This window comes from Sphingomonas qomolangmaensis (genome assembly GCF_024496245.1).
In the GTDB taxonomy this organism is placed as follows: Bacteria; Pseudomonadota; Alphaproteobacteria; order Sphingomonadales; family Sphingomonadaceae; genus Sphingomonas; species Sphingomonas qomolangmaensis.
Genome location: NZ_CP101740.1, coordinates 3,259,857 through 3,286,433, shown reverse-complemented (window position 1 = coordinate 3,286,433; position 26,577 = coordinate 3,259,857). Strand labels below are relative to the sequence as shown.

16 protein-coding genes are annotated in these 26,577 nt (G+C 61.8%); 12 read left to right on the top strand and 4 right to left on the bottom strand.

Annotated elements, in window-relative coordinates:
* The 10 genes from dbpB (NMP03_RS15465) to NMP03_RS15420 all read left to right on the top strand — a co-directional run bounded on the left by dbpB (NMP03_RS15465) (position 1) and on the right by NMP03_RS15420 (position 12,646).
* Positions 1 to 1,110 carry a DGQHR domain-containing protein DpdB gene (gene dbpB / locus NMP03_RS15465; protein ID WP_256506383.1) on the top strand — a complete coding sequence of 370 codons (1,110 nt, stop codon included), beginning with the start codon at positions 1 to 3 and terminating at the stop codon, positions 1,108 to 1,110.
* Positions 1,107 to 2,438: a tRNA-guanine transglycosylase DpdA gene (gene dpdA, locus NMP03_RS15460; RefSeq protein WP_256506382.1), complete on the top strand. Its 1,332-nt coding sequence runs from the start codon at positions 1,107 to 1,109 to the stop codon at positions 2,436 to 2,438. The genes dbpB (NMP03_RS15465) and dpdA overlap by 4 nt, the downstream gene beginning before the upstream one ends.
* Positions 2,401 to 3,486, top strand: coding sequence for a DGQHR domain-containing protein DpdB (gene dbpB / locus NMP03_RS15455; RefSeq protein ID WP_256506381.1), 1,086 nt, complete (start codon positions 2,401 to 2,403; stop codon positions 3,484 to 3,486). Before dpdA ends, dbpB (NMP03_RS15455) begins: the two co-directional genes overlap by 38 nt.
* The gene (gene queE / locus NMP03_RS15450; RefSeq protein ID WP_256506380.1) at positions 3,483 to 4,115 is read left to right on the top strand and encodes a 7-carboxy-7-deazaguanine synthase; all 633 of its coding nucleotides are present in this window, start codon (positions 3,483 to 3,485) and stop codon (positions 4,113 to 4,115) included. Before dbpB (NMP03_RS15455) ends, queE begins: the two co-directional genes overlap by 4 nt.
* Positions 4,115 to 4,489 (top strand): 6-pyruvoyl trahydropterin synthase family protein, encoded by a 375-nt coding sequence (locus NMP03_RS15445; protein WP_256506379.1) that lies wholly within the window; start codon positions 4,115 to 4,117, stop codon positions 4,487 to 4,489. Before queE ends, NMP03_RS15445 begins: the two co-directional genes overlap by 1 nt.
* Entirely contained in the window at positions 4,486 to 5,184 is a 699-nt protein-coding gene (queC, locus tag NMP03_RS15440; protein WP_256506378.1) for a 7-cyano-7-deazaguanine synthase QueC, read from the top strand. Before NMP03_RS15445 ends, queC begins: the two co-directional genes overlap by 4 nt.
* Positions 5,185 to 5,330: 146 nt before the next feature.
* Positions 5,331 to 7,724 (top strand): helicase-related protein, encoded by a 2,394-nt coding sequence (locus tag NMP03_RS15435; RefSeq protein ID WP_256506377.1) that lies wholly within the window; start codon positions 5,331 to 5,333, stop codon positions 7,722 to 7,724.
* The gene (locus tag NMP03_RS15430) at positions 7,724 to 8,626 is read left to right on the top strand and encodes a hypothetical protein (RefSeq protein WP_256506376.1); all 903 of its coding nucleotides are present in this window, start codon (positions 7,724 to 7,726) and stop codon (positions 8,624 to 8,626) included. The genes NMP03_RS15435 and NMP03_RS15430 overlap by 1 nt, the downstream gene beginning before the upstream one ends.
* Positions 8,619 to 11,951, top strand: a complete 3,333-nt coding sequence (locus NMP03_RS15425; protein WP_256506375.1) for a hypothetical protein — start codon at positions 8,619 to 8,621, stop codon at positions 11,949 to 11,951. The genes NMP03_RS15430 and NMP03_RS15425 overlap by 8 nt, the downstream gene beginning before the upstream one ends.
* On the top strand, positions 11,948 to 12,646 hold the full coding sequence (locus NMP03_RS15420; RefSeq protein WP_256506374.1) for a hypothetical protein: 699 nt from the start codon (positions 11,948 to 11,950) through the stop codon (positions 12,644 to 12,646). The genes NMP03_RS15425 and NMP03_RS15420 overlap by 4 nt, the downstream gene beginning before the upstream one ends.
* Here the strand turns inward: NMP03_RS15420 and NMP03_RS15415 are convergent.
* Both NMP03_RS15415 and NMP03_RS15410 read right to left on the bottom strand, forming a co-directional pair.
* A complete protein-coding gene (locus NMP03_RS15415; protein ID WP_256506373.1) occupies positions 12,643 to 19,032 on the bottom strand; it encodes an AAA domain-containing protein in 6,390 nt (2,129 codons plus the stop codon). The genes NMP03_RS15420 and NMP03_RS15415 overlap by 4 nt on opposite strands.
* Positions 19,029 to 21,323 (bottom strand): hypothetical protein, encoded by a 2,295-nt coding sequence (locus tag NMP03_RS15410; RefSeq protein ID WP_256506372.1) that lies wholly within the window; start codon positions 21,321 to 21,323, stop codon positions 19,029 to 19,031. Before NMP03_RS15410 ends, NMP03_RS15415 begins: the two co-directional genes overlap by 4 nt.
* Positions 21,324 to 21,511: 188 nt before the next feature.
* Here NMP03_RS15410 and NMP03_RS15405 point away from each other — a divergent pair, with 188 nt between their 5' ends.
* Together NMP03_RS15405 and NMP03_RS15400 are read left to right on the top strand one after the other, a co-directional pair.
* On the top strand, positions 21,512 to 22,612 hold the full coding sequence (locus NMP03_RS15405; protein WP_256506371.1) for a hypothetical protein: 1,101 nt from the start codon (positions 21,512 to 21,514) through the stop codon (positions 22,610 to 22,612).
* On the top strand, positions 22,605 to 23,396 hold the full coding sequence (locus NMP03_RS15400) for an HAD family hydrolase (RefSeq protein ID WP_256506370.1): 792 nt from the start codon (positions 22,605 to 22,607) through the stop codon (positions 23,394 to 23,396). Before NMP03_RS15405 ends, NMP03_RS15400 begins: the two co-directional genes overlap by 8 nt.
* 498 nt (positions 23,397 to 23,894) lie before the next feature.
* Here NMP03_RS15400 and NMP03_RS15395 read toward each other — a convergent pair whose 3' ends face one another.
* Positions 23,895 to 25,184, bottom strand: a complete 1,290-nt coding sequence (locus NMP03_RS15395; RefSeq protein ID WP_256506369.1) for a hypothetical protein — start codon at positions 25,182 to 25,184, stop codon at positions 23,895 to 23,897.
* Positions 25,177 to 26,283, bottom strand: a complete 1,107-nt coding sequence (locus tag NMP03_RS15390) for a hypothetical protein (protein WP_256506368.1) — start codon at positions 26,281 to 26,283, stop codon at positions 25,177 to 25,179. The genes NMP03_RS15395 and NMP03_RS15390 overlap by 8 nt, the downstream gene beginning before the upstream one ends.
* Positions 26,284 to 26,577: the final 294 nt, after the last annotated feature.

Sequence of the window (26,577 nt, the reverse complement as noted above, 5' to 3'; positions counted from 1 at the left end):
ATGCAGGAGAAACTGCGGGTCCGCGCGACGCGCACTCGCCAAGGCGACAATATCGAGGTTTTCTCGTTCTTCCTGCGCGGTGCCGATGTCGCACGGATCGCCGATATCAATCGTGTCGGGCGGTCGAACGACCAGCTGGAAGGTTTCCAGCGACCGGAGATCAAAGACCATGTCCGCTCAATCACGGAGTTTCTCGATTCCGGCCCCGTGCTGTTTCCCAATGCGATCATTCTGGCTTTCTCGTCGGATGTCACTTTTCAGGCGGTCCGCGGACGCGGGGTTAAAAACTGTTCGGACATTAGCGATGGTGGCGTGATCAGCATTCCCGTCCGCGATCAGGGCAAACGCGCCGCCTGGATTGTCGATGGTCAGCAGCGCTCGCTTGCCTTGGCGCAGGCAAAGAATGACACGCACGTTGTGCCGGTCGTTGGCTTTCTAAGCGCGGATCTCGCAACGGCGCGCGAGCAGTTCATTTTGGTCAACAAGGCGAAACCGCTCTCCGCCCGGCTGATCGACGAACTCCTCCCTCTTGTCGGAGGATTGCTGCCGCAGGATCTCGAGGAGCGCCGCCTGCCCAGCGTCCTAACCGACGAGCTCGCCAAGGATCCCAACTCACCCTTCTACAAAATGCTCAAACGCAAGTCGGACCCGGCAAACGTGGGCGTGATTACTGATTCCTCGCTGCGCGCTGCGATCGGACAAAATCTCAAATCGTCGATGGGCGCGCTGTCGCAGTATCGCGGCGGCGACGAGGTCGACACCGACGCCATGTACCGCTCGCTCTTCATCTACTGGTCGGCGGTTCGCGACGCCTTTCCCGATGCCTGGGGTAAGAAGACGACGCAGAGCCGTCTCATGCACTCGGCAGGGATCCGTGCCATGGGCGTGGTGATGGACCAGATCATGGTGCGCGCCGACAGCATGGCCGATCCGGAGAAAGAGGTTCGCGCCTCGTTGGAGCGCCTTGCCCCGCACTGCCACTGGACCAGTGGCGAATGGGAAGAACTTGGTGTCAAATGGAATAAGGTCCAGTCGGTCCCCCAGGATATTCAGCGTCTCGCCGAGCATCTGTGCCGCGTCGATCGACGGTTGGCGCGAGTGAAACCATGAAGTTCATCTTCGCCGACAGCCTTGATTATGTGGACCCTGCCTTCGACTTCATCGCGGACCGCAGCCCCGCCGAGCGTCAGCCCTATTGGGACGATGCCTATCCGCATGAGATTCTGGGCTATGCGCCCTATGACGGCGTGCTGGTCTCGCGCGGCATCATTGGCGACCACCGGGTCAAAGGAAAATACACGTCGAGCCAGGCCCGGCGCTTCCACCTTGTTGGCGCGCGCAAGTTCCTCCGGCTCGACAAGCCGCAATTCAAGGATCTGGATATCTTCGGCGATTGCGGCGCCTTCACCTATGTCCAGGAAGAGCGCCCTCCGTACAGCGCGACGGAGATGGCCGAATTCTATGACGAGTGCGGCTTCACGCACGGCGCTTCAGTCGACCATATCATCTTCGACTTCGATCCTGCCGCCACCGGCATGGCCGGCGGCAGCGACGACGCCAAGGCCCGCTTCGACATCACGCTGGAAAATGCCGATGCGTTTCGCCGCGAGGCGCTGGCGATGGACGCAAGCTTCAAGCCGCTTGGTGTCGTGCAAGGCTGGTCGCCAGCGAGCATGGCAGAAGCGGCGCGCCGGCTCGTGGCGATGGGCTATGACTATCTGGCGCTTGGCGGCATGGTCCCGCTCAAATCACCCGAGATCAAATTGTGCCTGGAAGCGATCCGCGACGTGATCCCATCCTCGACGCGGCTGCATATCCTCGGCTTCGCCAAGGCGGACGATATCGACGGGTTCCACGGCTTTGATATCGCCAGCTTCGACACGACCTCGCCGCTGATCCGTGCCTTCAAGGACGCCAAGCAAAACTACTATTTGCCGGGCGATGGCCTAGCGCTGCGCTATTTTACGTCGATCCGCATTCCGCAGGCGATCGAAAATCCCAAGCTTCAGCGGACGGTGAAGAAGGGAATTTTCCGGGCGGAGGATCTAGTTGCGATGGAAAGCGCCGCATTGTCTGCGCTGCGCGCCTATGACGCTGGCGGCGCCGATATCGACGATGTGCTGCAGGCCATTCTCATCTACAGCGCCGCGCTCGTTGAAGAAAAATCCTACGCAGAGTGCCGCGACAGCATTTTGCTGGCGCGATTGGCGGTTCGCTACCGCGAGACGCTGATGGAAAAGCCCTGGAAGCAATGCGGTTGCCCTATCTGCGCGACCGTGGGGGTCGAAGTTATCATTTTCCGCGGCAGCAACCGGAATAAGCGCCGCGGAATCCACAATCTCGCCATCTATCACGAACATATCGAACGATTGGATTTGAAGCGTGCCGTCCACCGACCTTATGACCTATCTCGCAGTCTGTGCGCGACAAAGCGATGAGCACCAGGTCCTCACCTTCGCAGCCACGGCCGGCGACATCTTGCGGTTTGCGACGATCGATCGGATCGGGCGCAGCGCGCAGGGTGTGCTTAGCGGGTTCCAGCGACCGCAGGTCGCAGCGCATATCCGCGAGATCCGCGACTATCTTGAAAAGCCCAATGCGGTGCTTCCGAACCCGATCGTCGTCGCCTTCATTCAGGGCGTCACTGTCGAGGCCCGCGAGGAAGGCTCCGCGAGGCTGCAAATCGATGTGAGCAGCGGTGCGCCTGGCCTGGTGGTCGATGGCCAGCAGCGGCTGTCTGCACTGACGGAGTTGGACCGGGATTTTCAAGTTTTCGTGTCCGCGTTGATCTGCCGCGATGAGGCCGAACTGCGGCGGCAGTTCGTGCTGATCAACAACACCAAGCCGTTGCCCAAGTCGCTCATCTATGAGCTGTTGCCCAGCGTGGATGACCTGCCGCCAAGGCTATCGCGTCGCTCGGCGGCGGCAGAAATCACCGCCCGGCTGAATTACGAAAATACTGCGCTGAAAGGCTATATCAAGCAACACACCATGCCCGAGGGGTCGATCGCCGATACCGTGGTGCAAAAGGTCGTGATGGAGTCGCTGTCCAACGGCGTGATGCGCGAACTTGTCCGCATGCCGAAGGGTGAGGATCGGTGCGTGAAGATCGTGTCGAACTTCTTCGACGCCGTGAAGCGCGTGTTCCCCCTCGACTGGCACGGCCACAAACCTGCGACGTCCAGGCTATTGCACGGCGCAGGCATCCAGGCGCTCGGCGACGTCATGGAAGTCCTCGCACAGCGGGCGGACGCGCGTTCGATCGACGATTTCGAGGAGGGTCTCGCCTGTCTGAAGGGCCGAACCGCCTGGACCTCGGGAGAGTGGCATTTCGGCGATGAGGTGCGTCGTTGGAATGGGCTTCAGAACATCAATCGCGATGTCGCGCTCCTCAAACATTATCTGGTCGGTGTGGTGAAGGCCGACCTACGGCGCCGGGCCAAAGCTGCGCCTGCCCCTTTGCTCGACGGGCTGCCCGACGCATGAGCTACGCGGTCAAAGAGATCTTTAAGACGCTGCAGGGTGAAGGCGCACAGATGGGGCGTGCCGCGGTGTTCTGTCGTTTTGCCGGCTGCAATCTCTGGTCGGGGCGCGAGATCGACCGGGCGGACGCGGTCTGCAGCTTTTGCGATACCGACTTTGTCGGACTAGACGGCACAGGCGGCGGACGCTTCGCGGACGCGGACGCGTTGGCGGGCGCAATCGAGCGCGAATGGGCTGGAACCGCAGAACTGCGCTATGTCGTGCTGACCGGTGGTGAGCCCTTGTTGCAGGTCGATGACGCGCTGGTGGCGGCGCTGCACGCGCGCGGCTTCGAGATAGCAATTGAGACCAATGGTACGCTGCAGCCTCCCGAGGGGATCGATTGGATTTGCGTCTCGCCTAAGGCGGACGCGGAAGTGGTGCTCACGAGCGGACATGAACTCAAGCTCGTCTATCCCCAGGCCAAAGCCGCACCGCAGCGCTTCGCCGAACTCGATTTTCACCACTTTTTTCTGCAGCCGATGGACTCTCTCGAGGCGAATGCCAATCTGGCCGCCACGATTCAATTTTGTACCGACAACCCGCGCTGGAGGCTTTCGCTTCAGTCGCACAAGATGATCGGGATCCGCTGATGTTCGAACTCAGCAAGCAGTTCCGTTTTGACGCCGCGCACACGCTCGACCGCTTAATAGAGACCGAATCGAGCCGCCGCATTCATGGTCATAGCTACCGCGCCGAGGTGTTCTTGCGGGGGCGCCCCGATCCCGCCACGGGCATGATCATTGATCTCGGGGTGCTCCAGCGTGCGATCGAAGATGCGCACGACGCACTCGATCACCGCTTCCTCGATGAGATCGACGATCTGGGCCCCGCGACAATGGAAAATCTTAGCCGGTGGATCTGGGACCGGCTGCGTCCAACCCTCGCCAACCTCCACAGGGTTAGCGTCTATCGCGATTCGAGTGGCGATGCCTGCAGCTATTGGGGCGAAGAGGTGGCGGCATGAGCGAAGGAGCACTGGTCCTCTTTTCCGGCGGCCAGGACAGCGCCACTTGCCTTGCTTGGGCGCTGGACCGCTTCGACAGGGTCGAGACAGTAGGGTTCGACTATGGGCAGCGCCACCGGGTCGAGCTTGAATGCCGCGACAGCTTTCGCCAGGAACTTATCGAGCGGCACCCCGACTGGGCCACGCGTCTTGGCCCGGATCATATGCTCGACCTGTCTATCCTCGGCCAGGTGAGCGAGACCGCGTTGACCAGCAACGCCGAGATCAAGATGCGCGAGGATGGTCTTCCCAATACCTTCGTGCCCGGGCGGAACCTCTTGTTCTTCACGCTGGCTGCGGCACTCGCCTACCGGCGCGAGCTTCGCCACATGGTCGGCGGCATGTGCGAGACCGACTATTCGGGCTATCCCGACTGCCGCGACGACACGCTCAAATCGCTGCAGGTCACGCTCAACCTCGGCATTGGCAACCGCTCTGTCCTCCACACGCCTCTAATGTGGCTGGACAAAGCGGCAACCTGGCGTCTCGCCGAAGAATTGGGCGGCGCAGCGCTTGTCGAACTCATCCGCACCGGGACCCATACGTGCTATAAGGGGGACCACGACGTGCTACATCCATGGGGCTATGGCTGCGACGACTGCCCGGCCTGTGAGTTGCGTCGCAACGGCTATGAACAATTTACACTAGCCGATTGATATCCTGACCACTTGAGCCGAAGATGCTTCCGATGGGCGGGGATCTCAACGGGGACGGGAGCAGGGATAACTGGCGCGCGCGCAGCATAGCGCGGGCGGCCAAGGCCTTCTTCGTGGCTCAAGCGGCGGGTGATCGACTTGCGCTGTTGCGTGAGTGGGTGCGCCTCTCGGATAACGTCCTCGATCTAGCCAGCGCCGGTCTTGAATTGAGCGATCGCGAGCGCGCGACACTCTCTCGCTTCGGCCTTTCGCTGAACGGAAATATCGTCCGGTTGGACGGAAGGCCGCCAGACCTTCCCGCGGATTTCGCCGAGGCGCTCGCACTCGATAGCGCGCCGCGTCGCCCATACCGCACGTCGCCGCCCGATGCGATGCTGCTCCGCCTGTCACAGCACCAGGAGTATCGCTGCGAGACGCAAAAGGCTGCATTGAGGGCTGTGGCGACGATGCCACCAGGCGCGACACTCATGGTGTCGATGCCGACGGGCACGGGGAAGAGTCTGCTATTTCAATCCGCGCCAAGCCTTTGGCCATCGCAAGGCAGGGCCTGCATCGCCCTGATCACCCCGACGGTGGCGCTTGCGCTAGACCATGAACGGTCGCTCAAGAAGATCCCCGGCTTGGAGAATAGCCGCGCGATAACGGGGCAGTTGAATGCGAACGAGCGGCGTGATCTGCTCGATGCGTTTCGGCGTGGCGAAGTTCCGGTGCTGATCCTCTCGCCCGAAATTGCTTTCACGTCGGCGCGCGAAGAGCTGCTAGATGCGGCGACCTCGCCTGATCAAAAAGCGCCCGGTGTGAACGCGCATCTCAGCGGCTTTGTCGTCGATGAAGCGCATATTATTGAGAGTTGGGGCCGAAGCTTCCGCCCCGATTTTCAGCGTCTGCCTGCGCTCGTCGGAGAATTGCGAGAGCGCAATCCCGCGTTACGTACCATGCTGTTGTCTGCCACGCTTGGACCGGCGGCCCGCGCCGTGCTGCGCCAAGCGTATCAAGGTGGGCTGTGGCTCGAAGTCCATGCCGGCGTTCCACGCTATGAGTTCGATCTCGCGGCAATGTCAGTCGCGTCTAACGAGGAACGAGACGACCTGCTGCTCCGCTTAATCGACCACGCGCCGCGGCCAACGATCGTCTACACTAACCAGGTTGAACATGCCGAGACATTAGCAGCGACGTTGCGGAAGCGCGACTATGCGCGGCTGGCCGTCTTCACGGGCGCGCTGACCGACACGCGGCTTCGCCAGACGGTGATCGAGGCTTGGGCGGACGACGAGCTCGATCTAATTGTCGCGACCTCTGCGTTTGGAATGGGCATCGACAAGGCCGATGTCCGCACGATTCTTCATGTCGGGATCCCGGAAAGCCCTGCCCGCTACTATCAGGAGATCGGCCGCTCCGGGCGCGATGGCCATCAAGGGATCGCGCTCAGCGTCTGGACACGGCAGTCGGCGGATGGCCGTTTCAAAAGCGGCGAGAGGACCCGCGACGACGAGAGCCAGGCCGCCGGAATGGCGGCAGGGTCATGGCTGACGATCGAAAAGGCGCGGCTGCGCTGGCGCAAGATGCGGGCACTTGCCGAGCGGCAACATTTGATCTCCTGGTCCGGGGCCAAACGGCTGGCGCAATTCGATATCGATGCGATGCACGAGGAACTCAAGGGCGAAAGCAGCGACTATAATCGCCGCTGGAACATGAGTTTGCTTAACCTGATGCAACGCGCAGATGCGCTCAGAATCACGCAAGTCCGAGACCGTGGATCCGACGCGACATTCTGGGAAGCGGAGATCCTCGAAGACGCACTGTTTGCTAATGAGGCTGCGCAGGACGTGCTGTGGGAACGCCTGACGCTTTTGCGCGACGGCGAACAAGCGGAGGCGCTGGGCGAGTTTCGCGCCTTCCTTAAGGTGATGCGTACGCCACCATCGGCGGCGGATTGCGTGCTGGCCGCGGTCTATCGACTGATCGATCCGCTTGCAGAGACGCCGGATTGCGGGCGGTGCCCGCCCTGTCGCCGTAAGGGGCAGCGTGCCCCGCGCAACATGCATTGCAGCGGCGGCAAGGACATTTGGCAGATTGCCTGTGCCGCGTCAGGGCAACTCGCCACAGGCCCGACTTTCGTTGAATGCGATGACCTCACTGCCGAACTTCCGACCGCGCTGGGGGTGCTCGATCGACTGGGCATCCTCCAATATGTCGTACCGGATGGCGAAGGTCCTGCGTGCGCGGATAGACTTGCACAGGGTTCGGGTCTGGGGCTGGTGACGGAGCATCACGAATGGTTTGGTTACGCGGCGCTAGAGGTGCTGGACATGCCAACGGCGCTTTTCCTGCCGCGCGATGACGAGATTGGTGTGGGTCTATGGCAGCGCAGCCGCGCCTTCGTTCACCGCTTCCCTGGGCAAACGCTCGTCATCGTTGGGTCGCGTGGCCTCACCTTCGAAGGGCGGCCACTAGCGCAGATCGCCTCGCGCACTGCGCCCTATGATATCGCTGTGCTTGCGGCACTGACGCGCGACCAGGTTGAAGGGAGCCTTCACTAATGGCTTTGCTCGCAGCAACGCAGGGGACACCTGAAAGGCTCTGGGCGATCGTGACCGTGATCGACGCCCATGGCGGAACGATTGCTCGACCGGAGCTCGAGCAATGGCTCAAGCCGCGCTGGGATGGGGTGACCGACGCCACTCGTGACCGCAACGATCGAGGCCTCGTCAACCAGGCGCTGCAGGCCGCTTCAGGACTCGGTCTCATCGAGACCAGCAGGGATACGGTCGCGTTGGCCGTGCCTTCGCTGCCCTCCAATATTGCGGGATTTACCGACCTCGTGCACAGCTTTTTGCTGGCGCAGCCGGAACAGTCGTCAGATGCCGATATTCTCGATGCATTCGCCTGTGCGGTAGTCGAGACCGAACTGCGCGGGAACCGGCAATGGCTGAGCGATCTGACCGCCGCGCAGATCGCGGACTTGTTCACACGATCGCTCAAACCGCGCGCGGTGGAGACCGCGGATCAGCGCTATAATACTTCGCGGCACGCGACCTGGATGCGTTGGGTGGAGTTTGTCGGCCTGAATGAGTCGATTGCCTCGAGAACGACGTTACTTTCGGTGACCCAACGCCTTCATCGCGCGCTTCGAGGAAGCGATCTGGCACGTGGCGAGGCTATTTCCCCCGACGCGCTGCTTGATTGGGTCGCGTCAACCTTGCCATATCTCGACAGGGGCACATTGTTTCTAGCGGCGGCCAAGCGGATGGGGCATGTTCCAGGAACGACGATTTCACGCCTTCTGAGCGCAGCGCTACGAGACTTGCACGAAGATGGCGTCATCCGTCTTGTCGTGCCGCGCGGCGATGCGCAGGTGGCGGCAAAGCTGGCAAGCGATGCGTTCGCCGACATCCGGGCCTTCAACGCTGTGATCCTTAACGGGAGCGCCCTTGATGCTTGAGCTTTCGCTTGGCGCCGCGTGCTGGAGTGCGGAATCCGCGGCCGCGATGTTTCGGGTTGAAGCGCTCGAGGGCAACGAGGCGATCTTCCTCGCGACGCATTCACCGATCCGGGGCTTTTCGGTCAGCGGCGGGCGGGCGGACGAGATTCGAACACATGACGAGCGCGGCGTGCTGGAAGCGCTTGCGCCGCCAAGCGTCCACCACGCCTTTTGCGTGGTCGAAGGCGAGCCGGGGTCGGGTAAATCCCATTTGATCCGTTGGCTCTATGTCAACTGGCCGGATAATGGGTTGGATCGGCCGTTGCTACTCCAGCGCTCAGACGGCAGCCTCGAGGGCGCACTCGCGCAATTGCGCGAGCGGTTGCCAAGCGAGTTTAAGGAACTGTTCGACGGGCTTGGAACGAAACAGAAGGTTGCCGAAGCGGGGAGGGCACGGACCTTTCACTCGAACCTGTTTCAGGCGCTCAAGCCCGACCATTATGAGCGGCCACCGGCCGATCATGAATGGTGCGAGCGCTGGCATCCGGCACAAATGCTCCGACCCGACAATGTCGAAGAGCAGTGGGACGCACCCCGCCGCATTCTGCGGCTGATCTCGGGGAAGGACGGCGAGCGAAATTCCGAGTCCGCGCGCTTCAACGTATTCGACGTGTATGACCTGATCGAACTGGTCGACCGTAACGATCTGAAATCCTCGAAGACGCAAAATCTGCGGTCGGCGCTCATCGGTGAATCGGTCGATATCGAGGACGCGCGCGAAGCAGGCTGGGATGCAGATCGGGTGGTTCGCGAGCTTGGATCGAAGATCCCCCAGCACCTGGCCTTTGCCAAAGCGCTTAATCTGCGGAAGAACGATGCCATCCAGCATGTCGTTGGCGTCACCTCGGAGAGTCTCAAGAAGCTTTTCCGAGAGGTCAGACGCGCCTTGCGCGCCCGGGGCGAGCGGCTCGTGCTGTTGCTCGAGGACATCACCAGTTGGGAAGGCTTGGATGACAGCCTGATCGACGTGCTGACGACCAATGCAGAAACCCGCAGCGACGACGAAGATTCGCGCGATCAGTGCGATCTGGTCTCGGTGGTCGGACTCACACCGGACTATTACGATACCACGCTACGGACCAACTATCAGGACCGCATCACCCACAAGATCAGCCTGGGCGAAGGCGAGGATGGCATCCAGGACGTCGCAATGATGCGCGATTCCATCGATCGCCAGCGCTTCGTTACCCGCTATCTCGCGGCAACGCGCGCGGGGCCGGAAAACCTTAAGGCATGGCGCGAGGTACGGCGCACCGAGCCCGATCGTGCGCCGCCCAATCCTTGCCCCGAGTGTCCGCGCGTGGAGGTGTGCCATGCCGCCTTTGGAGCGATCGATGGCATCGGCTTCTTTCCATTCACACCAAAGGCACTTGATGGGTTCTTTAATGCGCTGAACGAGCAGGATCAGCGGCGGACGTGGAAGACGCCGCGCGGCGTGATCCAATCGATCCTCTCTCCCAGCCTCAGACAGCCCGGGATGCTCAATGCGGGTGCCTATCCCGGCGCAAATGTCGAAGTTCGCGCCTTCGATCCGCGCACGCGCTACGCCTCGGGTGCGCTCGACCGGTTGTTACAAGCGCGTGGCCAGGACGAGACGGAACGCGAGCGGCTCCGGCGAACCATGACCTTCTGGGGTGCGACCGGGGACTTGCAGACGACACTCGAGGCCGACGGACAGCTCGCCTTTCATGGTGTCCCGCAAGCCGTGTTCGACGCATTCCGGTTGCCTTGGCTGGGCGGCGAACCGGGCGATGCGGTGGTCGTGCCAATCGAAGCGCTTGTGATCCAGCCGGAGGTTGCCGCGCCGCCGCCCCCCCCCGCGCCGGCGCCGATCGTGCCGCTCGATGCAAGCGCGCCCGACACGATCGTGGTGCAACCGCTTCCCGAGGCAGCGAGCGCGACGCCGACAGCGAGCGCAAAACCAGCACCTTCAACTACCGTGCGGCAGGCCAAGCTTCGTCTAGATCCGGCGAACATCCAGCAGTGGCGCAAGGATGGCGGGAAGCTCCAGAATCCAAATGAGTGGAACGACGCACTTTTCCGGATTGCCGATCAGATCGACCCTCGGACGGCAGGTTATGACGGCTGGATTTGGGGTAGATTGATCCAGGCTCCGACGCTCAAGATCGAGGGGACCGCGACAGCACGCGAAGGCGTGTTACTCCTGCCGGCGGAAGCCTGGCTTCAGGACGGGCTGGCGGCGTATGCGGAAATCGAGGCGAACGCGCCGGCGACAGCCAACGAGATCGAGTTCCGCCAGGCACGACTTGCCAGGATGCTACGGCATCTGAAGCGGCATATCTTTGCTTATATCGACAAGGTGCTCGGCGAGACGAAGCAGGGCGCCCCGTGGCGGCCGGCTGTCGCCGCTGCCCAGATTTTGCTGGTTCGCGCTTGGTTGCGCGGCACGGTTCTGCCGACGGCCACCCCCGCCGAACAATGGCGAGTGCTGTTGCAGGACGAGGGTATTGCCGAGAGCGCGCCAGCCTCTCGCACGATCAAGTGGCAAACCCTGCTAAGCGGAACTGCGCAACAGCATGCCGCCTTGCGCACATTGCTGCGCGAAAGCTTGAGCCTGCCTCAAGGCGAATCTAGGGAGTTTGGGCTCGCTTCTGGCGTGGCGGCTAGGGCCATTGTGACGCTGATCCGGACTCTAGAATTCAGCGACGTTCCGACGAAAGTGAAGCATATCGAGTCGCGCAGGATCATCGAGACTGCGGCCGGGCAACTCGTAAACGCGCACGAAGCGCTGCCGGCGATGATGAATAACGAACAGCGACGGCTGGCTGATAGGTCGGAGAAGCTCCTTGGCCTGCTGCGCGGGCGCTCGCTTCGCGCGCATAGCGAACGAGTCGACCAGGCCGTGGTAGCGGCAAGCCAGGCGTTGCCCGGAGTCGCTTTCGATAGGGTCCGTGAGTGGAAGTCTGCCTATGAAGGCGTCCAGGGAACGCTCGCCGACGGGGCCCGCGATCTTCAAAAGACGCTTACTCTGTTCTGCGCGGCGGAAGAGGCGGATGCATTCCCGGACGATTTCAGCGACGAACCTGCATCGCCCTCAGAGACCCTCGCATCGCTGGTCATGGCGCAGTCAGCGGATCTCGAGACGGTGTTAGTTGCCTTCACAGCAGGAGAAGCCGTCGTCACACTCCTTGCCGACGCGGCTAGGGCTACAGTCGAGCAATCAGGGCCTGTAGCAGGGCTCGAAGGGGTCCACGCACACGGTGCCGCGCTAGTTGCTGCCGCAAACGAAATAACGGCCTATCTCAATGCGGCGAGGGAAACATGACCGAGACCATGGACCCTTTGGAGCGCTTGGAGGCGGCGTTGCCCCATCTCAGGAGTGCCGTCAGCCAGCAGCATCTCGGGAAGGTCTTGAACCTGGCGGTTACCGCCAGTGCAGAGGTGCCGCAGCGGGTTGAGCGCCTCAAAGCGTTGAGCGCCAGCTACGCGCTGCTTCCCGGCTATGTTCTTCAGCGCGCCACCGAAATCAAAGAAGCAACGGAAACCGTTCTCGACCTGGGCGAGACGATGGAGGCCGCGTCCGAGCCCGAGCACCTTGAAGCGGTCGTACGCGATGTGAAAAGGCTCGAACCCGCCGTTAACTCGCTGAACCGCTCGGTGCTGGCGCTTACCGAACTTTATACGCGCGACCATGTGCTGCCGCTGAGCGCGCTTGAGAAGTTGCTTCGGCGCCTTGGGCGCGACGAGGTGGCGAACGCAATTGGCCGGTTGCGTGTCATGAGTTCGGGACTGGCGACTGCCAGTGTTTCGCTGCCGGACAAACTCAAGGCCCTGCAGGATGCCCGCGAGGCGCTGACCAACGATCTTACCGAACTCGCGAGCGATCTCGAAGTGGATGCGTTTTTGACCGGTTTTGCGACCAAGGGGAGCGTCAAGCTATCCTTGGTTACACCCAAGGTACTTGCCTGGTTGGGCGAGCAAGGAGCCCTCGATCAGTTCACCGTTCAGCCGATCGACTAGACGTCCGGCTTTTCTAGGAAGCGCGTGAGCAAGCGCCGACTGACGGAACTCGCCATGAGCGATTGTGTCATCAGATCGCTCTCCAGATGAAGGCAGGCGCGGCATCCGTCGACGCATTGACGTGCCGCGAGCCGATAAACCTGATCCGCCAGCCGCATCTCCGGACTGAGGCTGTCATCAAGATTTGCGTGATCCACGCCGCGATACGCCTCAAGCAAGCGGCCTAGCTCGCCGCTGCCCGCTTCTGCCTGGCCGACCGCGGCACTCGTCACTTCCCAAGCTGTGGGCTCACGGCCGCCGCGGGTGAACAAAGTGGCGACCACCTGTTCGATCTCGGTGGCGAGATCGTAGAGCGCGAACTGGTTTGCACCTATTTCTTCATGGCCGAACAAAGTCCTTATCATGGCGGCGGGTAACCTACCGTCCGCGCGACCAAGTGCGTGCGCGATCTCTGCGAGGTGATCAGCGCGCGTCGGATCCATGGCGCGCCAGGAAGCGTGCTCGGCAGGCGATGCAAAGAAACGCGCCGCAAGTGCGTCTTCTTCTGCGGCCGGGCATCGGGTGAGGAAACCTTCGGTCAGAAGCTGCGCGAAGTTGGTTAGGTTCGCTTCGAACGCGCGTGTCGTACCGTCGCCCAATTCGCCAAGCTCGGCGATCGTGATCACGTCCGCGCTTTCGGTCGGAATTTCCGCGCCGAACTGCACGGGCAGTTTGACGTGCGAGACGACGCGCCGGTCATCGCCTCCGCCACTAAGGAGAAAGCCAAGCTTAAGGCGTTGGGCGATGCTGTGCAGCACCAAAGTGCGCAGATATCCGGAGAAGGCTTGATCGTCCTTCATCTCGGCAAGGACTGCCTTGAACATGTCCCTGAAGGCAAAGCTGCCAAGCGCTGCCGCCACTCGCTGGACACGCCGTGCGCTCAGCAGCGGATGCTGGCTGAGCAGCGTTGCCCGCGTATCCTCGAACAAGGCGGCAAGATCGTCCGCGTCCCAATAGGATAAGAGCGTATTGAGGCGCTTGCGCAGCGTTGGTTCGCCGGCGGCCGCGGCGAAAAGCTCGGCGCCGCGCTGCGCCTCATACCCGTTCATGCCGATTGCCCGCGCCCGTGCCTCGACCAAGTGGCGCATCCATTGGTTCATGAACCAACGCCGGTCTGGCGCGGCATCTGCAAGGCGTACACGCTCTTCCGCCACGAACGCATCGAGGCGCGCGCTGTCGAGACGGAATTGGACGCCTTCTGTCGAGACATGGAAGCCATGGAGGAGCGTGTCGTCGGTCCCTGGCGCAGTGAAGGTCTGGCTGAATACCACAGGATCTTCGCGGCGGTCCTCAACGCGGATCTCACTGTCGGCGCCCCAATATAGTCGCAAGACCGCGAGGCCCGAATTCGCCCGACCCAAGCCGTCGCCGACATAGGTGGACAGGTTCTTCAGCCAGGTCTCAGCCCCGCCCAAGTCGAGCGTCCGCCCCTTGTCGACTTTTGCCGCGACGATCGGAAAGCCACGCAGCACGCCGCGCGATTCGTGCGAGATCCGGCGAGGGCGAAGCTGCAGATCCTCTGAGTGGCGAATGACCGGCCCTTCACCAGTCACCTCGCAGATCCAGCGTGTTTGCCAATCGGCCCCCACGAAGAAGCCGAGCTTTTCCAGACTGATCTGTCGCGGTCGGGCAAACTCCGGGAGTAGCCGATCACCGACCCGCTCGCGCCCCTCCAGCGGAAGTTCGGCACGCAACGCATCCGCTCCCGCTTGATAGGGCCAGCGTTCGGCCGCAGCGAAATCATCGGCACCGAGCCACGGCGCGCGTCCATTGGTGGGCGGTAGCCAATAGGCTTCGGTCGGGTGAAAACGGCGCGTGACATTGCCCGGCGCCGTAGCGGCGAGGCCCAGCATGATGTCCTCGCGCTTGCCCTCGCCGGCGCTCCCTGTTCGCGCATAAAGTTCAGGCAGGTTGATTGTGTCGAACAGGCGCTGTGGCACCCACTCCAGGGCTGCTCGCAGGTCAGGAATACGCCGGCGTTCGTCGAGATCAGCACCGGCCAGATTCGCGCCTGCCTTCTCCCAAAACTCGGCCAGCGAGCCAAGGTCAAGCCGATCGGCAATGTCCGCGCCAAACAGATCCACAACAAAGGCCTCAGCGTTCGCCAAAGCCGCTTGCGTTGGTTTGCCCTGGAGATCGAGCGCGGGGGCACCGGTGCGCGACGCATAAGCGGCCAGGCCGTCCAACATCGTTGCGAGCACCTGACCGCGTACGACGAAATGGTTATCCGGATTGATCGGCACGTCGAAGCTGGGGGGCTCGATCATCTCGCGCGGATGATTAAACCACCAACTGTCGCGGGGCGAATAGAGAGACAATGTGACGCCAGTCATCGGCCGATCGTCGATGCCGCGGCCGCCGCGTCCTTTGCGCTGGATGAAGCTGGCGAGGCTCTGAGGAGCGTAATGCTGAAAGACCATCGTCATATCGGGGTCATCGAACCCCACTTCGAGCGAAGAGGTCGCAAACAGGATGTCGCTCGACTTGATCAGCGCGTCGACCTTGCCTTCCGTTGCAGACGAGATCGGCTGGTTCGCCACCTGCAGCGGAGAGCCTGGCTGGAGCGCGCCGTGGGTGGTGATCTGAAATTTGTCGGTCGCGGCAAAGAACCAGCATTCGCCGTCTTCGAACCGATCGCAGCCATGCGGCTGCCTGCAGCATTCGCGCTGCGGGGTCCCGGTCACCGGGTCATCCGGATAGCGTTCGGTTCGCAGTGCAAACAGATTCTGCTCTTCCTCGGCATCGACAAAGGCGCTGTGCATGCGCCGGAGCTTGTCGATCGAATCGAGGAAGACGAGCGAGCGGTATCCGCCGGCCTTGCCCGTGCGACGGCGCATGCCATGCGCAAGACACATCACGGACTGGATCGTCGTCGATGCGCCCGCGATATCGCTTCCGCGCGACTCGACCTCAGGCTGGATGAAGAAGAAATATTCGCGACCGCGCGGATTGGTATCGCTTTCCGTTGGAAGCGGCCGGATCGCAGTCACCGCATCATTTCCGATTAAGCGGCCCCATGCCATCGCGGGGTCGCCAAGCGTCGCGCTCATGCCAATTGCGAGCGGCGCCATACCGCCCGCATTGACCGTGGCCCGGTGGATAAGGCGGCGGAACGCATGTCCAACTTGAGCACCGTGAATGTGCGAAAAGAGATGAATTTCATCTGCCAACACAGCGCGCGGAGCGGCGAAGCCGGGCTGATCCCCGAAGATGCGGCCGTAGTCGGGATTGTGCATCCATTGGTGGAGCGAGTCCGTCGTTGGCAGGAAGAAAGCGGGCGGCGCCTGCATCAAACCAGCCTTGGAGCCGACCCATCCGTTGAAGCGCCAACCACACCCTAGACAGTCGAGCCGATCCGCACCCTCTTCACCGGCAGCAATGTCGAGAAGTAGCGGGGCTTCGCATTCCGGACAGCCGAAGAAGGGGAAATCCAACTTGCCCGGCGCGGCGGTCCGCCAGCCTCGCGCGACATCGTCGGCGTGGAGACGATCGAACCGGCGCGGCACGGCAGCGACTTGAAGCCCTATCGTGAGCAACGGCATTCCATCGATCGCGTTGAGGGCGGCTAGATATTTGGTGAGCCGCTGTGCCTGGTTCGCGGCAAGGCGCACGCGAGGATAGGCGATGACTGCGCGCGTACCCTGCATTCCCGCCAGTCGGTCTGCCGCAGCGGCGGTGATCATTGGCAAGCAAGCCGCTTCGGTCTTGCCCGAGCCGGTGTCGGCCGAAATAACGATCTGTGTACTGCCGTCGCCGTGCCAAGCAGTGAGGATTTCGTCGAAAGCACGTTTTTGGAAGCCCGCGATGGCCGGATCGTCGCCCCATTGCCCGGCCAGCATTGCGGCAACGCCATCAAGCGCGCGCAGAACGTCAGGCTTGGCAGCGAAGCGGGTGCGAAGGCCTTCCAACACGCCAGCGAGCTTTACATCGCGGTTGGGCTTGTTCCGATCACGAAGCTCCACCTTGAGGCTGCGCACGAGATACGGTCGGGCACTGGCGTCGTCCTGACGGAAGCGCTGTTTAACATAGCGCAGTTCGCGAGCGAGTTCTCCCATGCGACTGCGCAGTCGCTGTTCCTCGGCGAGCATCGCATAGCCATGCGCCACGAGCCGTCCTACCGACAGACCGACTGCGGAGCGAGGCCGTTCGAGTATGTCTGCAAGCCGCTGCGGTGAGATCCAGCTCTCGAGAATCCCGAAATTGATCTGGTCCGCTTCGATCGCCTCAAGCGCGTTCAGGACGATGAAGTCGTCATCGCTGAGTTCAGGGAGGGCGGCGCTGTCAGGCGCTTCTGCTTGCCGCCGGCGCTCGGCCAGTTCGACTCGGATGCCTCCGCCTTCGCTCATGAGGCGGATGAAGCCGGTTTGGGCCAGATCTTGAAGGTGGCGGAAGAGCTGGTCGTCTCCCTCCTTCGTCATCCACGCGAAACGTTCCCGGACCCGGTCGTAATATGGGGCTTTGCGACCGCTGCGCGCGCCGATGATCGCTTCCTCGACCCGAAGCGCAAAGTCGGGATCGTCGTGCGTGAACACACGGCGGGGCTGCGGAAACGGCTGGGCAGCCCACCAGGGGCCGTTATTGCCCGAGCGCTGCTGCAGGGAGATCCACCCCAGATGATGCAGCGAGACAAGATCGGTAAAAACAGAGCGTTCGTCCCGCGCGAGATGTTGCCGGAGGCGGCCGAACGCTACGTTGTTGAAGCTGCTCCCCAGGCTCAGTTGATCGACGGCATCGTAGACCGCCTGAAGCGCTGGGGCCATTCCGGCGGCTGGGATAGCGACAGGTTCGGGTTTCAGGTCGGCAAGTACCGGCGTTTCATCAAAGCCGCTGACCATCACTTCGATGCCGATCGAGCGTCCGGCCGCGTCCTGAACAGCAATTTTTCCCTTAGGCGCGCAGGAGGCGACGAACTCGCGCATTAACTCTGCTTGATCGAGGGCATCCTGGTCAGACGGCGTCGCCTCGAGAAGCTTGCGGCTTATGAGCACGATCAGTTTGCTGCGCGCTCGGGTCGTGGCGACATTGAGCCGCTCGGGACTAAAGATGAAGGCCGCCTCTGCTAGCGCAAACTCCGGATCAGCGACGCAGTAGGAGAGGATGACACAGTCACGTTCCTTGCCCTGGATGCGATCGACGGTTTCGACGAACGGAACTTCTCCATCACTTGAGAGGAGTGCGGCGATCTCCTGATTGTGCGCACGGTGCGGGCTGACGACCGCCATACGCTCGCGCCAGAACTCCCGTGCGTCGCAGGGTGCCGTCCCCGACTCGCCGAGGATCGATGCGCGGAGCACTTTGGTTAGCCGTGCTACTATGCCGGCTTCGAATGGGTTACGTGTCGCAGCGCTCGGCCCTTCATGCACAAGGACGCAGATGGGCCAGTCGGGGTCCAAGACGACGCGTTCCCACTCGGTCAGATTCGATGCCCAGCCTTGCGCGAGTGGCAGACGACGGGCTTTGGTCTCGTCGGTCGAGCGAAACTTGCCCTGATAGAAATTAGCTTCCGGAAACCGGGTGAGCGGTTCGTTGAGGCGAAAGGTCTCTTCGAGCGCGAACTCGCGCGCTTCAGCGGATTTGAGATATTCGTAGAGCGAGCCGCCGAGATTGCGCCCTTCGATCTCGACCGCGCGTGAGACGCGTATCGGCGGTAATTGCTTGTTGTCCCCTGCGACCACCACCCGTCCCGCCGGCGCCAGCGCACCAAGCGCGATCAGACCGTGCCCGAGCGGCATTTGTGATGCTTCGTCGATGCAGATGAGGTCGAAGGCAGGCGCGAACATACCGCTCGCACCGGGAAGTCGGCCACTATGAAGAAGCTTGTAGATGGTCCAGACCGATGCTCCGACCACCAGATGCGGCGCTCTGATTCGGTCGACCGCATCCTTCAGACCAGCGGGGCCGGTCCGCTCGATGTGGAGAATACCGCCCGCCAGGCCGTCGGGCGGCGCCGAGCCCAGATAGACGAGCGGAAGCTCGACGCCGTACGCACCGACGCGCTTGGCGACGCTGTCGAGCAGATTGCCGATCGCTGCACGAGTGAATGCGCTGACGAGCACCCGACACGGCCTTCCCGCTGCCTGGCATGCGAGGACATAGCCAAGAACCAGCCAAGCCAGCAGATGGGTCTTGCCGGTACCGGGCGGGCCGAGGATCAGGCCTGCACGCTCGCTTGCGAGCCCGCGCCAGGCTGAGACCTGCGCCTCCCGCAGCGGAAAGTCTCCGGCCGCCGCCAACATCGGTTCGGCGAATTGCTCGAGCGCCGCCAGCCAGACCTCAGGCGCGTCCGCGCCGCGCGCGAATGCAGGGAGGTCGCGGAGGAACTCCAGAACGTCGTCGCTTGCACTCATGGCTGGGTCGATCCGATCAGCGCGCCGATATAGGCGGCCGCGCGCGGGCCGTTAATGTCCGTGAAACTCCGATCGATATGCCAGACCGGCTTGTCGGCAGAGCGGTTGAACATTTGCTGGAACACCGGGCCATCAAAGCTCGCGACGGACATGTCGAGCGTCAAGAAGCGTTGGGGGCGATCCGGCCGACGCCGCCAAAGTTTGATTGCGCAATCTGCCCACGCCGTGGGATCGAGACGCATGTCGGGATCATCGTCGGTGAGGATCAAGCCGAAATCACTGGCGCTGACGTCGCTCATCAGGCTTTCGGGTGGCACATGGAAAGTCATGCGTTGCCGGCCCCCATGGCGCTTGTTTGCCGTCATCTTCATGCCTGCAATGCACCTTCCGGCATCGCGCCGTTGCGAAGCTGGCTGCGCGAGCCCGATCAGCGCATCGAGCAGTCCCGCACGACTTTCCAGGACTTCCATTGCCCGCAAGACATCGAGATCGACCACGTCGAGCGGATCGAAGCTCGCATGGAAGATGAAGGGCTTTTTGTTCAGGCGCAGCAATCCACTCGCGCCCGCGCTACGCTCAGCCGCATCGGCAGCGGACAGCCAGTCGACGATCGACGATAGCGCTGCGAGCCGAGCAGCGACGTCGCGGACCACCGCAGCAGCGTCAGGGCTGTCCGCGCGACCTTCGCGAAGGCCTCGTATCACTTCGATAGACAGCAGCGAGGAGAATGGTCGGGCAAAGGCCGCCTCTGGCAGATAGGGCGTTGCGATCAGCGCGGCGTTGGCCAAAGCCGCCGATACCTGGCGCAGGTCGTAGGACACCGTCACCGGAAGCGCGTAGAGTTGCTCGACGACGTTGCGGACCGCAGTCGCCGGCAAATGGTGTGCGCCTCGAAACTCAGGCTCGGGGACGACATCTTCCGGCGGGAAAATCCGCACGATATGGAGCAAACCGGCGCGGATACGCGGATCGTCCAGGTGACGCCCGATCGCACGCTGCAGATTTTGCGCTTCGGCCGACTCGTAAAAGAAGATGTGCGTGGTCAGTGTCGGTGCGCCGCTGTCCAGGGCAGCGCGATTATGCGCATCGATCGCGCCAAGCTCGTCGAGCAGCAAGGTGAAGATCCGGCACATGGCGTCGGCCTCACCAGCGCGACCCGCATGTTCGATCACCTCGATCACTGGCTGATCGGCACCGCCCTTTTGGACCAGCAGGCCAATCGAAGTTAGCATGTCGTCCACGGGATCGTGATCGACGACGAGGTGGATCGCGATGTCCACCCGAGGCGGCATGAGGAAGCTATGCTCTTCGCGCGAGCGCATGGGGCGGGCCTCGACCAGCGCGCGCGCCCTTAATCGCAACTGATCAGCGCGCCGCTGGAGCGTCCAGCCGACCCCATCGCGCTGGCCGATGCCTTCAGCCTTAGCGAGAGCAGCGACCGTTCGAATGCCATTAGCGTGAAGAGCGCGTTTCGCCTCGTGCGATACGCCCGCGACCGCAGACACGTCGCGCCGCTCGGGAGGTAAGTCGGCCGCGATCGCGCGCTCGCAATGCGGCAGGTAATTGCACTGCTCACATTTGAAGTAGACATGGAAGAAGGTCTTGTCGCCGCCCCAGCCCGGTTCGACGGGAACGGACGCGATTGCTCCGATCTGCTCGCGGCAGAACTTATCGACCATGCGTAGATAGGGCGCGAGTAAGAAGCGCTCGACCTGATAATCCGCGCCCTCGGCGGTGCCATTGTCTGGAATGCGCCAGACCTCGCCATGATCGTCGATCACGGCGTCCACACCGAGTTCCTTGAGCGCGAGTTCGAGCAACCGGACATAGAAGGCGACTTGCGTCTTGTGAAAGGCGGTCGCCTTACGGGTCGCCTTGATATCGATGACGCTGAATACCGGCCGCGTCCCTCTTCGATCGACGCGGATCAAGTCGGGCTTGGTCTGGCGGACTTGAAGGGTCGTCCCGGCAAGCAGCATCGGCGCCGATTTGGGGCGCAGGTTCATCTGCCAGGCAAACTGCTCGGCTTTGCCGCCAGTCAGGAATCCCCGGGTCTGTTCTTCGGTCAGAACCTTTTTGCCCGCGAAAGGCCGCAAGATCGCGGGTCCGCGCGAAAAGACGATCCGGTCCTCATAGGCGTTGCCTAGCTGCGCCCAGAGTTGCTCACGTTGATCGGCAAGCAGTGGGATTGCCGACTGCTCCGCCGGCTCCATGATGTCGTAACGGGTCTTGCGCTCACAGCGATACTGGAACCACGATTTGACCGTCGATGCACTGATTCCGCCGGCCATTCATACCCCTCTGACACCAACTTGCTGAGACTTTCCAAGGCGTCAATCGGGAAGCATAAGTTTGTGACCAGATAATTCGTGCACGAGCGAACTGCAGCTAGTCGCATATCAATCCAAACGTCGGGAGGCGAGTTCGCCGTTCGTGATATGTACTCGCGCCCCTTAGCCAGATCGGCTATGCAGCAATTGTGAGTGAGGCCGAGCAAACCAATCAGGAAGCGGAAGCGCCGGTGTCCACGAAGGACCAGGCCAGCAAGCCGTTGTCGCCAATAAAGGCGATTTATCACGCGCTGCTCGGTCATGAAATCGACCATTACCCGCGGGTGTTGGAAGGTGGGGAGCCGAGGCTGCTCCACACTGACGCATTGATGCGGGAGTTTGTCGACGCGGCCGCGCATTGGACATGTCTGCCAGCAACGGAGGATGTCGATAAGGATCGGCTCGATGATGCGATCAAACTCGCTCGCCAAAGCCTAGACGAGGTCAAGGATCAGACGGAGTATCAAGATCAGAAGGCTACTCGCCTGCTGACAGTGACGACATTCCTCACCGCGTTCTCGGGCGTACTCTTCGCACGCATGCTGGATGCCTATCCCCGGTCCAGCTTCGCAGCGCAACCGCTCCGCTCCCAACTGCTTCTTGGCGCAAGCTACGTCTTATTTGGAGCCTTCGTGCTTTCCGCGGTGTTCGGCGCGCTCATCACCTTTCACGCGACCCGAACCCGCTTTAAATATGTCCATGACGGCGAAGTGTCGCGTGACGACGGCCTGCCGCGCTCGCGGCTTTTCTATCGCGGAATTCTGCGCGTTCGGCCAAAGGCCTGGGCATTGACCTTTGTCACCCCGCACGCGGGTTCGGAGCAGAATGTCGACCCCGTTCTCGATCCTGCGCTCAAACAAGCTTATTTCCGAGATCTCGTTGGTGAGACCTATCTCATCGCTGCCAAAGCCGCCGACAAACTCCGGTTCCTCGATCCAGCGCAGCGACTGCTTGCGACGTCGCTAACCTGTCTCTTCTTTTGGCTGACGAGCCTTGTCATCGTCGGGATAGGCGTGACGCCTCCACCGGCGAAGCCGATGGTTATCCATGTCGATTCTTCAGGCGCGCCCATCGAGATAAAGCCCGTTTCGTCCGCCAGTGAAGCCCCTGCCCCGCCTGCAACACCACAGGTGTCCCCGACGGGCAAGGCGGCGCCACCGCCGCCTAGTAAATTCACCGAGCCGCTGGCCTTTCCTCAGAACACAGTTGCACCCAAGCACAACGCCAAAAAGGGCGCTCCTCATGATTAGGATCAAGGGATTAATTACCGTCTTTGTCGACGCCGACAACACGCTCTGGGATACCGATCAGGTGTTCGCGAGCGCGCAGTTAGCGCTCCTGGAGCAGGTGGAAGCGGCAACTGGGCTGCGGGTGCCAACTGGCAATCGATTGGATTTCGTGCGTGCTTGCGATCAAGCGATCGCAGCGCGGCATCATGATGGGTTACGCTACCCCCCTCATCTTCTAGTGCGTGCGCTCGTCTTTGCACTGCAGGGACAGCCGAGTGAGGTAGCCGCGCGTGCTGCCTGGTCGAATCATCTTCCCTCTATGCCGGCAAGCGTCGATGAGGGCTTGTTGGTGAAGCGCTTCTTCGCGGCGCTGAAGCATCCGCCAGCACTACGGGCAGGCGTGGTCGAGGGCCTGATGATGCTGGAGAAGGCGAACGCCACGGTCCTCATCGTGACCGAAGCTGCGCGCATCAGGGTAGAGGAGACCACGGCCAAGCTCGGCCTGGCGGGCCACTTCACTCGCGTGATCGAAGGAAGGAAGCGCCCTGATCTTTTCAGGCGCATTGTGCGCCTCACCGGCGATCCAGCAGCCGCCTACATGGTTGGCGATCAACTCGATAGAGACATAGCTCCGGCTAAGGAGGCTGGTCTCAGAACGATCTATTTTCCAGGTAATTTCGTCCCACGCTGGACGCCGGACAAGGAAAAGGTTGGCCCGGACCATCAGGTGAGCGACTTCGCGGAAGCGGCGGCCATCATTTTGGAAGGCGAGACAGCACAGTCGGTCCGCGCCATGCAGGCCTAACCCTTGGTGGCGGGCAAGGCGAGATTTAATCGATACTTGCCGTTTGAAGTCTCCGCCCTAGATTATACAGCCGCGGCCCGACTTCGACGATCGTGCAGTTGATGATTTTCGTAGGATTCTCCTGGCAGGACTCAGTGATCATGCCGGCTGACCATTAAATGCGGCCAAAGCCTTCCCAGACTTAAAGATACCCAGATTTGAAGGCCAACTGAGCATGAGACCTCCGCTTTCAAGGTCCACGAAAGGATGCTTGGGCCTGCCGGCGACGGTATGAGCGACCCAAAAGTGGACGTCCGAGCGCTCTTTGGCACCTCTCAAAACGAGACCTTCGTTCACCGCCGCCTCGGCGGCTACGCGGCTCATCTGCTGAACGCATGCGCGCCGTTGACGGTAGAGGCTGTCCGCCGACGTGGTCCGTTCGGTCGCAAGCAACTGATCGAAGTCCTTCGTCGAGGATGTCACGACGGCATGTGAAGGCGTGAGGGCGCTGTAGGCGGACTAGCGGGCGGCCTTGCTCATCATCGCGCGGAGACCCGAAGTTACGCTCGTCATGAAATCCTTCATGATAACAAACGGATCGGGTCGACTGTGGCCGAACCGATGCTTGTTCTTTTCGCGCTTGTATTCGCCGCCGGTGTGCCAAGGGAGCGTAACGTCACGCCCGGTGCTCAAATACGGGAAGTAGACGGGTCCGCGCTCCTCGAGCCTCTCCCGTGTCTCGGCAAGACCGGCAAGAGCGACGATCGAAAGCTGGGCGGTCGGTGCATAGTGCATGAGCGAGCCGCGGATGTCCTCGAGAACGTTCAAGGATGGAGCGACGTCCGCTACGATGACGACGCGCTCGTTCTCTGAGAACTGCTCTGCGAATCCCTTCACATCAGCGGCGAGCCAGCGCTTCTGGAGAGCATGGCTCTTCGATTTCTTGAGGGCCAGTTCGGCCGAGAGGAAGCCCCCGACGCTTCCCGGCCCACCAACGGAAAGGATACGCGTAGTATTGAAGGCCGTAGCGTAGACCAGGAGCTTCGCGAGGCCCTCGGTCGCCCGCGTCGAGATGAGCGTGGGCTTCGCCTCGACTATGAAGACTGGGTCGAATGCACCGGTGCGGAGCGCGACGTCGTGCTGCCAGAGGGTCTTGGCCACTCGGCTCCCGAAGACCTTGCTCGGCAAATGTCGGCCCATGAGACGCATTGTGTCCTTGGACGTCTTGTCCAGGACGAACCTGATATACTGATCGAAAGCCGGCTCGTCGGTGATCCACTGCTCCAGATCAACGCTGCCCGCACGATCCGTGACCTTCATCAGGTGTATCGTCTCCGCCACACGGGCGGCAACAAGGCGTTCGAAGTCGGAGACGTAGTGCCCGCGAGTGGCTTCGTCGACTTCCGTCCAGAAGTGGAGCGAGGGCGCGAGGGTCTGTTTGGGCTCCTTGGAGGCCGACGATCGAAGCACTGAGACCATGGTCTCAGTAGATAATGCTATCGTGGCAGCCGCTTCTGGCGTTACCACTTGGCGGCGTTCGCGGATGGATGCGGAAACGCGCCTTATCCTAGCGAGCGCCTTGTCGCGCCGCGCTTCGGCATCCGACATGGCCTCCCTGCGCAGGGGCGACTTCTTCGCTTCGCGCATGCGCGACATGGCGCCCTGCAGTCCGTGGAGCATCTCTTCGAGTTGTGCGGTCTCGAGCTTCATGAAACGAGCACGCGTGGCCTCCGTCCGGCCTTTCGGTGCATGCGAGAGCACGACGATCTGATCGATGAGATCAGTGCGGGTAACCTGGGCCTCAGGCATATCGTCTGAACTCCTCCTCGACGATGTCGAGCGACGCGAGGGCTAGCTCGCGGGCCGCGTCCAACGCTTCGTCGATGTCCTCATCAAGCACGTGTTCAAATCCACCCTTCAGTTCGTTGAATGCGTCCACGAAGCGGTCGGAGACATCCTCCGGGAGGTCGTTGAGCATTCGTTCGATCTCATCCAGCCTGACCTGCATCACGATCGACGAAAGTTCGCTTCCATGCAACTCCTCGATGATTTCGTCGGTGTCATTCTCCCTGCCGGCGATGAGCAGGAGGGAGAGCGCCCGCTTGAGGGCTTTGGCCGGGTAGCCGTTGCGTTCGGACGAGGGGGTCGCCAGCTTCCGAATCTCGCCTCGTAGCCAGTTGACGTATTCGCCAAAGCGAGCGGGCGAAACAAGGTTTCGGACCGGACCGGCGCCGGCGACGACCGCCTCCTGGTAGGCGAAGCTGTGTCGCGCCGCCACCTCGTCGTCGTTGGTCGCGATGACAACCGACGTGGTCGGAAGCAGTCCGCGTGGACCCTCCGAAAGGAAGTCGAACTTCATTCGCACCTCGTCGGAACCTCCAACGAGCTTCTTGATCTCGTCTCGACGTCCTGCCCAGGGACCTTTCAGCGGCGTGTCGCCGAACTTTAGCCAAATGAGCGGGATGTCCTCGCGCTCACAGACATCGGCCGCGTGCTCCGCTAGACCGTTCAGTCCGGCCAAATGGTACTCGCAAAAATCCAGGTCGCCGATCTCCTCGAGTTTACCGAGGAAGGTCGTGCTGCCGCTGATGCACACCGGATCGTTCGGATGTAGGGAGATGCGGTCGGCAATCTTCATGACGTCCTGCACTATATCGGAGGCCGGGAAGACACCTGCAAGGTTGTAGGGAACGAAGATCGGCCGTCCATCGATCTTGCGGCTGAGATATCCGGGATGCTCGAGCGAGGGTTCGAGCGATCCCTCCTGGTCGGAACCGGCAGCTAGCAGCGTCTTGACGCGCAGAAACGCTGCGGCCTCCTCCAAGATCCCCGTAGTCGCCTCGCGACGCCCTTCCGCGATAGCTGAAAGCAGCGCGGGAAAGTCGCGCAGGTGGTCATCTTCGTCCATTCAGTTCCGCTCCCCCAGCGCCGACCAGCGATAGCCGCTGCGCCGCAAGTTTCAAGTGGAGCGCCCCGTTCGAATGATCCGATCTAGTTACAGGCAAGCTCCCGCTCGTGACACAAATTGCGCGATCAATCACTTTAGGCGAAACCGGACGTCGCCCTCGCACAGATAAGAGCGGCCGGCTTTGGTCGATAGTTGCCCCTCCGCGCCAGGAGCGGGCAGTGGCAGATTTGGTGTAACGCTCGTCTGGAAGCTGCCGGTCGGCAAGCGGCCCAGTTCCAGCCTTCTGGCTCGTTA